This is a genomic window from Chryseosolibacter histidinae, from assembly GCF_018598225.1.
Classification (GTDB): Bacteria; Bacteroidota; Bacteroidia; order Cytophagales; family Cyclobacteriaceae; genus Chryseosolibacter; species Chryseosolibacter histidini.
The window spans coordinates 83,133-94,480 of the sequence record NZ_JAHESF010000028.1; the positions used below are offsets into that span (position 1 = coordinate 83,133).

Below are 11,348 nucleotides of genomic sequence, written 5' to 3' on the forward strand. Positions count from 1 at the left end.
TCAGGCAGGTTTGTGAGCGGTAATGTATTCAGCGATGGTCTTCACCGATCTGAAGATCTTCGGGCCTTCCTGGGGGTTTTCGATCTTGATGCTGTAATGCTGCTGCAACAGCACGATAAGCTCCAGCGCATCGATGGAATCCAGGCCGAGGCCCTCCACAAACAAAGGCTGATCGTCGCCGATATCTTCCGGTTTCAGGTGCTTCAGGTTGAGCGCTTCAATGATCTGCCTTTTGAGGTTGCCCATCAACTGTTCCATAGTGTAGTATTATAAAGTTCTTTCAATTGCCCGGTCGTATGCTCTGCCAGACCGGCTTTGTTTTTTTCATGCAAATATAAGAAAACATCGTAGTGCCCACCCAGCACATCCACCCAGCCACCGATGCTCGCACCCGTATCTCCTGCCATCACCATATCGGTATAGTCGGCCATGAGCGCCGGGTCGAACGCAGGGGCAACAAAAAAGGCATTTTCGCCCTTGATCTTATGCCGGATGCAGATCTCTCCCGCCACGATATTCGGCAGCGTATAGACGAACAAGGCAGGGCTCGGCGCCGTTCTGGACGAAAGTGTATAACGCCTGTCAGTATCCGTGCTGCTGTGCGCGTTCGACAACACCAGCGCCACCTGCTCGGGAGCGTAATCATTGAGCAGGCTCCGATCTTTCAACAACATTTCCGCCGCCAGGAACCCGAGCTTGGAAAGGTTATCCATCTTATAAAATTTAGGATAATCCACTTTCAAAGAAGCGTAGGCGTTCAGCAAAAACGCGTCCAGGTCACTGTTCTTTTCGGAGAAGATAACCTTCCCGTCAAGGACGATGTTCTGATCGCGGATAATGCAATAATGCGTGATCACCGGTTCTATGATTAATGGGTTTGGATTTTTTCCTGTACTTCTATCAGCCGGGCCAGCCGCTTCAACGCGCGCTCATGCTCACGCACATACGGGTTCTGCTGATCCCATACATATCCTGCCAGCACCGAGCAGATCTGGCGTTTGATCTCGGCATCGGGATTTTTGGCGAAGAAGATCTTCTCAAGTGTGCCATCATACCAGCCCATCACATACGTGCGAAAGGTATCCACACCTTGCTGGATCACGCGGGTATAATCCTGCTCCCAGTTCACCGCTTCACCCCTGAGCTTTTTCACCACCAGTTTGCTGGCCAGGTGACTCGATACGGTGGCGAACATCACCCCCGAAGAAAAGATGGGGTCCAGGAATTCGGTCACATTGCCCGTGAGCACAAATCCCTTCCCGAAAAAGCTGTCGGTGGTGGCTGACCACGCCTCCAGCTTTCTGGGCTCGAATACCCGGGGCGCATCGCCGAAACGTTGCTTCAGGTATGGATGCCCGTTGATCAGGGTCTCGTATTGATGTGCGAGGTCGTCGTCGAATTGTGAAAAGAACCCGAAGCTGCCCACAAACCCGAGCGATGTTACACCGGAAGAGAACGGGATGATCCAGACCCAAACACCGGGTGCGTAGAGCACAACAATGATCCGGTTAGGCTCATCGAAATCCATTCTGCGTGTATCCTTCACGTGTGCAAACACAGCTTTGCGCGGATCGAGGTTCGAAGGTTTATCGAGGTTGAACAAGCGCGGGATCACACGACCATATCCGCTGGCATCTACAATGAAACGTGCGCCGATCTGTTCCTGCGTTCCATCTTTGCGTTGCACAGTGGTCACGGAGCTTTCATCGTCCGAAAATTTGATATCCGTTACCGTGGTCTCGAAATCGAGGGGAACGCCCATGCGCTGAACTTCCTGCGCCAGTGTCTGGTCGAACTCCGCGCGTGGCACCTGCCAGGTCCAGTTCCATCCTTTGGTGAACTGTTCCGTAAAATTAAAATCTGAAACCGCATCGCCTTTCAGGAATTTTGCACCGAACTTCTCCTGGAAATTTTTGGCTTTCAGGGCCTCCAGGAAACCCGCATCCTCCAGCACTTCCATGCAACGTGGCAACAGGCTTTCGCCGATGACGAACCGCGGAAAACGTTCACGCTCCACTACCCTCACCTTCAGGCCAGCCTGATGGATCATGGAGGCGGCGATACTTCCCGCCGGACCTGCACCTATCACCAACACATCTGTCTCTATCATGGCATTTGGTATTACACGGTAACCTTATGGTCTTTTAAATGGGTTTACACGTCAGCAGCGTATGGCTTACGCCGATCAGGTCTTTCTGCTCCGTTACGGTGAACCCTGCTTCCTTCACATAGCCGATGAAATTTCCTGCGTGGTACATCTGGCTGTTGCCGTTGGCCATGGCGGTGAAGTAAAGGGAGGTTTGTTGCAACGCAAAGGCTGATGCCTGAAAGCGCTGCCGGTTCCAGAACGGCTCGAGGATGTAAACAGCACCACCCGGTTGCAATGCCTCACGGCATCTTCTCAGGATGGATTTGATCTCTTCGTCGGAGAAACAATCCAGGAACTGACTCATCCAGATGGCGTCAAATCCTTTCGGGAAAGGCAACGTCTCATCCAGCAGGTTGGTCTCAAAAAAACGGATCCTGTTGCCGAAGCCTCTTTTGGTGATCTGCTCTTTCGCCATTTCCACCTGGCCCGGAAGGTCCATGATGGTCACCTCCACGTTTGCATCGTATTCCAGGCATTGCAGGGCCCACTTCCCCGTGTTGCCGCCAATATCGAGCAGGCGTTTCGGCTTGTTCGCGAAGATCAGGGCCAGCACGTCAGGGAAAGCGGTATCCGAATAATAATGATCGAAGGCAAACCAGCTTTTTTGCACCTGCGGGGGAAGTTTGGAAAGTCCCTCGTAGATGGTGGGCCACTGCCCGAAAACTTTCAGTCCCTCCGGTTTACCGGTTTTGATGCTGTCTTCCAGGTAGAACATTCCCTGGTAACACACGTCCTGGATAAAATCCATGTTCACCCGTGTGAGCGTATCGTGGAGAATGAAGGTTGCTGTTTTCGTGGTGTAGTACCGTTCTTCTTTGCAGGTGAGCAGGCCGATGCCCAGCGCTGCTTCCACCAGCACCCGCGTACCATAGAGCGGCAGCCCCACTTTTTCAACGATCGCCTGAAAAGTTGAGCCCTGGTTGCTTTCAACGAACTGAAGAATGCCGCTGTCGCGCAGGATGCGGGTGGTCTGAAAAACTACGGGAGCAAAAGCGATCCACTGCGCTTTCTCTTTCGCTTCCAATGCGGTAAGCTTGTCGGTCTCGAAAAAATCCATGTATGTCAATTTACTTTTTGCAGCACCATGGCCGCGTTGCAACCTCCGAATCCGGAAGCGGTTTTTAAAAATGTATTGAGTCTCCTGGTCGATATTTCACTGATCACATTCACCGGCTTCGATACACCCGGTGTGCTGAAGCCCAGCGTTGGTATGGCAACACCGTGCTCAAGACTGTGCATACCGACCACTGTTTCTACAATGCCTGCAGCACCGAGGGTGTGACCGTAATAGGCTTTCAGGCTGTTCAACGGTATGTTGCTAAGTCCTGCCAGGTCGAAAGCCTTCGCTTCCATCTCGTCATTGTACAACGTTGCCGTTCCATGGGCTGAAATAAAATCAACGTCCGCAGCTGAAACAGCACTTTGCTTCAGGGCCTGGCGGATGGCGTAGCCCAGCTCTTCGCCTGTGCGCGATGGTCCTGAAATGTGGTTGGCGTCGTTGCTCAATCCTGCGCCGAGTATCCGTATCGTGGGCTTCGTTCCCAGCACTTCAGGTTTTACCGTGAGCAGCATGGCCGCCGCGGCTTCACCCAGGTTGATGCCTTTGCGCGCTGCATCGAAGGGCCTGCATCGCTCGGCACTCAGTGCCTGCAGGCTCTGGAATCCGGAGATCACAAAACGGCTCAACGTATCGGCGCCCAGCACAAGGGCATGATCATATTTTCCCGCCTGCAAAAAACGTTTGGCTACGATCAACGACATCACGCCCGAGATACACGCATTGGAGATCACCAGGTGATCGGCAAGACGCGCCTGCCGGGCTAAAAAATCCGCGGTAGCGTGCAGTGACAGCCGTGAATGATCTGGTTGGCCCTCATCCACAACACTGATATTGCCTTTGGTGGTGGAGAGAATAAAAAGTGTGCGGTCTGCCGGCAGGCTGAACCTGGTGGTGATCTGCCTAATGGCTTCCAGGCTCATGGCTTCAAAACGTGTGAGCTCCGGGGTAGCGCCGATCGAGTTTATTTTTCCGGCCTGGACAGGAACCGCGGTGAACGATGGATCATCGAGCAACGCAACACCACTCAGGCCTTTTTTCAGCAGCGCGAAATTCTCCTCGCTGCTTTTCCCGAGCGGCGACACGATCGTATCTGCTGCAACCCACACCTGCTTCATGTTAACGGAGATCCCATTTTTTCTTCCACGCCTCAAAGAACGAAGGCATGGTCAGCTGCAGCTCGAACGTCTTTGCATCTACAAAAACCTGCAGCGATGACCCTGTGGCTACCAGCGCCTTACTTTCACTTTCAAACATTCTGTACTCGAACTTGAGCTTCGCTGCCGCCGAGTTAATGAACTTCGTCTCAACAATAACCGAGTCGCCGTAGCGAAGCGGTTTCTTATAGTCGCACTGTACCGACACCACCGGAACCGCTATTCCCTGGTGATAGAAATCCAGGTAAGAGATGCCAAAACGTTTTCCGAACGCTTCACGACCATCTTCGAAATAACGCACATAGTGGCCGTGCCACACAATGCCGAGCGGGTCTGCCTCATTAAATCGAACGGTAACTTCTGTCTTGTCGGATAACACGGTGCGTTGATCGAAGGTTAAGTTAGTATCAATGTTTTGTTCGTTGCATTCTTATTTGAAAGTCGATGGCCGATAGTCCATGGTCCATGGCAATTGATTGTCAGTGACACAACCGGGTTCTGTTTTGTTATTGGACCAGAAACTAACCCCGAACAGCTCACTCGGCCGGCCATGGACTATGGACCATCGACTATGGACCTAGTATTTCCTGTAATACTTCTTCCTCCACATCTCAAACTCCTTCTTCCGCATGCCCTTCAGGATATTGTACACGGAATTGGCCCAATAGTTTCGAAGGCCGGCTCCACCGGGTTCGCCGGTGACGCGTTCAGAGAAATAAATTTCCTTTGTATCCATTTTGATGAAGGTAACCCAAAGGGCCGCTTCACTGTTGAGCTTGCTGAAGCTCTCCACGTTGAACATCACGCCGATACCGTTTTTTCCCTTGAAGTCGTAGTCGGCCACGATCCTCGCAATGTCATCAGGCTTCAGGTGGAAGTGATCTTTCATTTCGCTGGAGAACATTTCAGACACGTCGAGGTTGGCGTTGTGCTCTTTGGTGATCTCGATCGCGTTTTCCACTTTGATCTTGTCGATGGCCAGGGCCACATCGTACTTCTCCTCTTCTTTCAGCATGATGTCGTTCCATGCCTCTACCAGGTGTTGTACATCCGAGATAGAGCCAAGCCGTTCACGATCGCCGATCAGCTTGGCACCTGAGAAATCGAGGCCCAGCCAGGTCACAGAGGTCTTGCGATCAAAAATGTCGGCCATGTCCTGGGCGCACAGTACTCCGCCGGACAAAGTCATAAAGACGATGATAACAATCTTTCTCGTCAGCATATATGAGGGGGATTAGGGTTGATTCTTAACAAATATTCTCATCTCGCAGGTACAGCATATTTCTCCGTTCTGCTCCACCCTGCCTTTGGCTACCGTAACATCCAGCACCTGGTTGGTGATCTCGATCGACGTGGTGATCACGGTACCGAGCTTCGGCAGCCGGATGATCTCCAGGTTCTTCACGGCAGCGATATAACCGATCGGCACGGGGACCTGCTTCAAAGCGCACTGATAACCCACCTGCGCTGCCGCGGTCTGTGCTATGTTTTCCACCAATCCCGGTTCGGCCAGGCATTCGCGATCGATGAAAATGTTCTCACGTTCAACAGACAGGCGCGTGATGGCGTGGGTGTCGCTGGCCTCCAACAGGTCGTGGATCATCACCATGGGCTGGCGCTGGGGAATGAATTGTGTGATATTATTGCGCGACGCAAGCATTCAATTGGTCCAAAAGTTATAATAATTAAACCACTGTTCGGGATACAATTTTATTTTTTGTTCCAGCTCGGCAACAAACGTATTCATCAGCTTATCGGTGAACGCACTTTTACTTTCACCTTCGCTGCGTTGCAACAACGAGCTTCCGTAGAAGTGATAATGCGTGGCGCTCTCCTTGAACGCAAACACAATGGAGACCGGCACATTGAAACCCGCCGCCAGCATAAACGGTCCTGCAGGAAACTCCGCCTCCGCGCCCAGGAACTGCCGGGTTGTTGTCTTATTCCCCGGAAGGAACCTGTCGGCATGCAGGCAGATCAGCTCGTTCCTTCCCAGGGCTTCGCTGATGGCGTACACATGCGAGAGATCGTTTTTGATCACGATCACGTTGAAGTTCCTTCCGCCCGTCACCTGGTCGAGGTATTGTTTGATGCGCTCGTGCTCACCATCGAACATCACCACGTTGATGCGTGTGTCGAGCCTCTTAAGCAAATGTCCTGCCGCTTCCCAGTTGCCCACGTGGGCGCTGAGCAGAATACCACCCCTTCCCTTCTCCACAATGCGGCGCAGGTTCTCTTCACCGTCGAAATGGTAGGTAAACCTGTTTTCGATACCGGCCATTACCACGATCTTGTCCAGCAGCGTTTGTCCGAACTTATAATAGTTGCTGTAGATGTTCAGCCACGACCTGAGCGGCGAATATCCGAGCCTGTGCCGGAAGTAGTAATAGCTGTGACGTGATGATTGATGCGAGAACAGAAAGTAATAGAAAGCCACAAACCTAAGCAGGAAATAAGCGGGCAAAACGCCGAAGGTTCTGCAAATGAAAACGAAGATGCTGTAACCTAACTTATTTCCCCTGGATTTGCCTTCCCACTGAGGCATATCAGGCGTTTACTTTCTCACCTACGCGGCTGGCCACGTAGTCGTAGAAACTTTGAAAGGTGGAAATAGAAACAAAGTCTTCGGGCTTCACCTTAAAGCCGAAATTGCTTTCGATCACCACCACAAGGTCGATGTAATCCAGGCTGTCGAGTTCGAGGGTCTCGCGCAGGTTTGCTTCGGGCGTGATCTTTCCGGCATCCACCTCAAACTCCTCCACCAGAAATCCATTGATCCGCTCAATAATACTTGCTTTATCCATCACTTTAGTTAGTTCCATTTCTTTACGATCAGGGTTGAATTTGTGCCTCCAAACCCGAAAGAGTTCGACAAAAATACGTCAATATTTTTATTCGTGGTCTTTGTAATAAGATTTAGGTTGGCCGAATGCTCGTCAGGCGTTTCAAAATTGATGTTGGGCGCCATAAAAGAATCCTCCATCATCAGCATGGAGTACACGATCTCGCTTGCTCCTGCCATCCAGCATTCGTGTCCCGTCATCGATTTCGTAGAGCTTACAGGCGTTCTTACTTCGCCAAAAACGTCGTTAATGGCCTGTGCTTCGCTGGCATCGCCGGCCGGTGTGGAGGTGGCGTGGGCATTGATGTAGTCGATCTCCGAAGCCTTGAGCCCGGAAGCTTTCATCGCCATCCTGAGCGACCTCGCTGGTCCCTGAACACTGGGGTTGGAAATATGTTCGCCGTTAGACGAAAACCCATAGCCGATGATCTCGCCCAGGATCTTAGCACCCCTTTTCTGTGCCGATTCCAGGCTTTCCACAATCACCGTGGCCGCTCCTCCGCTGGGTACCAGCCCATCGCGGTTTTTGTCGAACGGACGGCTGGCTGCCTGGGGCTGATCTTCACGAACCGAAAAAGCACCCAGCGCATCAAAATTGCCCATAGAATAGATGTTCGTTTCCTGGGCACCGCCGCAGATCACAAGATCCTGCATGCCATTGCGGATGAACATGTAAGCAAGGCCGATCGAATGCGAGCCGCTGGCACACGCTGCACTCACCGTGAAGTTGATGCCCTTCAGCCGGAATATGGTGGCCAGGTTCATGTTTACGGTAGAGTTCAGCACCTGAAATACCGATCCTGATCCCACCATCATGGTATCCTGTTTTGCACGGATGATGTCAATGGCTTCGATCACCGGCTGTGCCGAGCTGTCGTTGCCGAAGATCACGCCGATCTCGTTGGCGTCTATGTAATCCTGCGAAAGGCCGGCATGTTTCAGCGCCTCCACGGTAGACATATAGGCATATTCGCCCTGCTCGGGCAACATGATCCTCGCCCGCCTGTCGAGCACACCTTTCAGCTGCGGGCGCTCCACATACCCGGTTAAACCCGAGCGGTAGCCCAAAGCCTTGCGTTGAGGGTCCAGCACAATACCGGACCGGCCCTGATAGAGCGAGGTTTTTACTTCATCCAGATTTTTACCGATACAGGAATAAATCCCCAAACCGGTAATGACAACCCGATTCATTAGACAGCGATTATTTCAAATTTTAGTTAAACAATGGGTCGGAAATGCCAGTGGCCATAGACATGCTGCATGCATACCATTCCATGCACTGCAAAAATAAGTAAATAAATGAAGTTTGTGATGCATGAAATTCGGCTGAGACAGCACGTGGGGCATTATTTAGAAGATTTCGTTAGGGCGTCCATAGTCGGCGGCAGTTCTCCGGCGGACCGGTATCCTGAGCGGTGGTGGTGCAGTGGGTTGGTGCGAGCGAAGGATCCCCTCGAAGCTTACTGCGAACCTGATCCGGAAGCATCTGCTTCATGCAGTCGCACGCTGTTTCAAGGGGATCCTTCACTCCCGCAGCCCCTCCGCACTCCCATCGTTCAGGATGACGGAACTAAGGTTGAGTCCGAAGAGCCTCGATTACGAATAAAGTCCGCCATTGATCGACAGCACATTCCCGGTAATGTAAGACGCTTTCTGTGATGCAAGGAACGCAACTGCGTCCGCTACCTCGTCAGCTTCGCCGAAACGTTGCATGGGAATCAGGTTTTTCAGGTCAGCTTCTTTCAGGTCCTGGGTCATATCGGTTCGGATGAAACCGGGTGCCACAGCATTCACGGTCACCCCACGGCGGGCTACCTCTTGTGCCAGGGCTTTGGTGGCGCCGATCACACCGGCCTTGGCGGCGGAATAGTTGGTCTGGCCGGGCATACCTTTCAGGCCCGACAGCGAAACGATGTTCACAATACGGCCATACCGTTTCGTGAGCATACCGTTTACCACCAGTCGGGTAACATAATAGAATCCGTCGAGGCTGGAACCGAGGACGTTTTTCCATTGCTCGTCCGTCATCCAGATCATGAGGCTGTCCTGCCGGATGCCCGCATTGTTTACCAGCACTTCGATTATTTTTTCCTTATTAGTTTCCAGCCAGCCGCCCAATACGGAGTCAACGGCGCTTTTGTCGGACACGTCGAATTTCATCAGCTCGCCGTCCGTGCCTTTTTCCCTTACCAGCTCCAGGGTCCGTTGCGCTTCCGTTTCGTTGCTTTTATAATTGATGAGAATGTTGTAGCCCTGCTCCGCCAGTTTCAGGCAAACCGCGCGGCCGATGCCCCTCGATCCCCCGGTAACCAATGCATATTTCATGTGTATGTGCGCTGTGTTTACTAAAAAGTTACATTCTAGCTGATGACCAGACTTGACGACCTGTTGATCAGGTGCTGCTTCACCTTCTGCAAAGCGTGGTACTTCGGCTCGTCTTCAACAAAGGCAGGCATGATGGCCCTGATCTCGTCGTACAACTTATGCGTAGACGACGCAAGCCTTGCATGACACTTCAGGTAATCAATGGCCTGCATCAGGGAAATGCACTGGATGGCCAGCACATCGAACGTATTGTCTATCACCTTGCGTGTGATCAGCGCCGCGTTGCAGCCCATGCTCACAATGTCCTGGTTATCATTGTTGTTCGAAATGCTGTGTAAGTACATGGGGTAAGACAACGTCTGGTTCTCGGCCGTGGTGGAAGTAGCCGTAAACTGCATTCCCTGCATCCCGAAGTTCAGTCCGAGCCTGCCCAGGTTGATGAAAGGGGGCAGTCGCTGGTTGAGCTTGTCGTTCAGCAGGTAGTTCAGCTGCCGCTCAGACAACATACAAAGTTTGGTGACCACGGTCTTCAGCTTGTCCATTTCCAAAGCAACGTAGTCGCCATGGAAATTGCCGCCGTGGTAAACCATCTCACGGCGGTGATCGATGATGGGATTATCGTTTACGGAATTGACCTCATCCTCCAGCACTTTTTCCGTATTCAGCAACGTATCATACACGGGCCCCAGGATCTGGGGAACACAACGAAGTGAGTAGTATTCCTGAACCTTATCGGTGAAAACCGCTTCTTCGATCTTGCGGTGATACAGGTGCTCCGGGCGCTTGCGTACCAGCTTGCTGTCGCCCAGAAATTTCTGCATGGCGGCGGCAACCTGTTGCTGTCCGCGGTGATGTTTTACGGCATTGAGCTCCAATGAGAAATGGTCGTCGAACGACTTCATCAGCTCGTTGGTGATGGCCGAAAGTTTGACGGAGATGTTCAGCAGCTTTTTAGCGTGGATCAGGTTGACGATGCCCACGCCGGTCATGGCAGAGGTTCCGTTCATCAACGACAGGCCCTCACGCAAATGGATCTGCAGCGGACTGATCTTTTCGGCGGCAAATACTTCACGGGTTGACGTGAGCTTTCCTTTATACCATACCTCCCCTTCGCCAATGAGGTTCAGGGCCAGGTGCGCCAGCTGTACCAGGTCTCCGCTGGCCCCTACACCACCGCGCTGGAAAATGCAGGCGCTGATGTTCCGGTTCAGCAGCAGCGTGAGCAGCTCCATCGCCTCTGAATGAATACCCGACGAGCCCTGCATGAGGCCGTTCAGCCTGGCAAGCATGGTGGCGCGGGCCAGGTCTTCAGAAAAAGGTTCGCCGGAGCCTGAAGCGTGACTCCTGATCAGGTTGTACTGCAGCTGCCGCTGGTCTTCTTCGCTGATCTTGTATTGGGCCATGGGACCGAGGCCGGTATTGATCCCGTAAATGATCTTATCTTTTGAATAAGCGCGCAGGAAATCGTAATTGGCCTTCACGGTCTCCAGCGCCTGCGGCTGTAACTGCACCTGCTCACCCTCATAGAGAACCTTAAAAAAATCACCTGCTGTCAGTCTATTCCCGCCTATTGCGATCATGCGTTTCTTGTACTTGATTTTAATCGGGCGAAAATAGCAAAAAGAAGTCAGGAATCACCCTCCTTCGCTATCATCGCGCAGTACCCGGACAAGCTTGGGCGGGCAAAGGAGCCAGGGGCCAGGGGTCAGAAGTCAGAAGTCAGGAGCCAGAAGTCAGAAGATGTCAATCCCTAAAATTGGTTGACCGTTTTATACTAACCAATTACCATTGGGCAAACATGAACCTGAGGTCCTGTTT

General features: G+C 52.3%; 13 protein-coding genes. All 13 read right to left on the reverse strand.

Annotated elements, in window-relative coordinates:
- On the reverse strand, positions 1 to 258 hold the full coding sequence (locus tag KK083_RS22725; protein ID WP_254167852.1) for a phosphopantetheine-binding protein: 258 nt from the start codon (positions 256 to 258) through the stop codon (positions 1 to 3).
- A complete protein-coding gene (locus tag KK083_RS22730; protein WP_254167854.1) occupies positions 246 to 857 on the reverse strand; it encodes a beta-ketoacyl-[acyl-carrier-protein] synthase family protein in 612 nt (203 codons plus the stop codon). Before KK083_RS22730 ends, KK083_RS22725 begins: the two co-directional genes overlap by 13 nt.
- An 11-nt stretch (positions 858 to 868) precedes the next feature.
- Positions 869 to 2,110, reverse strand: a complete 1,242-nt coding sequence (locus KK083_RS22735; RefSeq protein WP_254167855.1) for an NAD(P)/FAD-dependent oxidoreductase — start codon at positions 2,108 to 2,110, stop codon at positions 869 to 871.
- Positions 2,111 to 2,144: 34 nt separating this feature from the next.
- Positions 2,145 to 3,206, reverse strand: coding sequence for a class I SAM-dependent methyltransferase (locus KK083_RS22740; RefSeq protein ID WP_254167856.1), 1,062 nt, complete (start codon positions 3,204 to 3,206; stop codon positions 2,145 to 2,147).
- A 5-nt stretch (positions 3,207 to 3,211) separates the two neighbouring features.
- A complete protein-coding gene (locus KK083_RS22745; protein WP_254167857.1) occupies positions 3,212 to 4,324 on the reverse strand; it encodes a beta-ketoacyl-[acyl-carrier-protein] synthase family protein in 1,113 nt (370 codons plus the stop codon).
- Between the two features lies 1 nt (position 4,325).
- Entirely contained in the window at positions 4,326 to 4,742 is a 417-nt protein-coding gene (locus KK083_RS22750) for an acyl-CoA thioesterase (protein ID WP_254167858.1), read from the reverse strand.
- Between the two features lie 198 nt (positions 4,743 to 4,940).
- Positions 4,941 to 5,585 (reverse strand): hypothetical protein, encoded by a 645-nt coding sequence (locus KK083_RS22755; RefSeq protein WP_254167859.1) that lies wholly within the window; start codon positions 5,583 to 5,585, stop codon positions 4,941 to 4,943.
- 12 nt (positions 5,586 to 5,597) lie between these two features.
- Entirely contained in the window at positions 5,598 to 6,023 is a 426-nt protein-coding gene (locus KK083_RS22760; protein ID WP_254167860.1) for a hotdog family protein, read from the reverse strand.
- Positions 6,024 to 6,908: a lysophospholipid acyltransferase family protein gene (locus KK083_RS22765; RefSeq protein ID WP_254167861.1), complete on the reverse strand. Its 885-nt coding sequence runs from the start codon at positions 6,906 to 6,908 to the stop codon at positions 6,024 to 6,026.
- A gap of 1 nt (position 6,909) precedes the next feature.
- Positions 6,910 to 7,185 (reverse strand): acyl carrier protein, encoded by a 276-nt coding sequence (locus KK083_RS22770; protein WP_254167863.1) that lies wholly within the window; start codon positions 7,183 to 7,185, stop codon positions 6,910 to 6,912.
- Positions 7,176 to 8,396 (reverse strand): beta-ketoacyl-[acyl-carrier-protein] synthase family protein, encoded by a 1,221-nt coding sequence (locus KK083_RS22775; protein WP_254167865.1) that lies wholly within the window; start codon positions 8,394 to 8,396, stop codon positions 7,176 to 7,178. Before KK083_RS22775 ends, KK083_RS22770 begins: the two co-directional genes overlap by 10 nt.
- 405 nt (positions 8,397 to 8,801) lie before the next feature.
- Entirely contained in the window at positions 8,802 to 9,530 is a 729-nt protein-coding gene (flxB, locus tag KK083_RS22780; RefSeq protein ID WP_254167867.1) for a flexirubin biosynthesis SDR family reductase FlxB, read from the reverse strand.
- Positions 9,531 to 9,565: 35 nt separating this feature from the next.
- On the reverse strand, positions 9,566 to 11,110 hold the full coding sequence (flxA, locus tag KK083_RS22785) for a flexirubin biosynthesis tyrosine ammonia-lyase FlxA (protein ID WP_254167869.1): 1,545 nt from the start codon (positions 11,108 to 11,110) through the stop codon (positions 9,566 to 9,568).
- Positions 11,111 to 11,348: the final 238 nt, after the last annotated feature.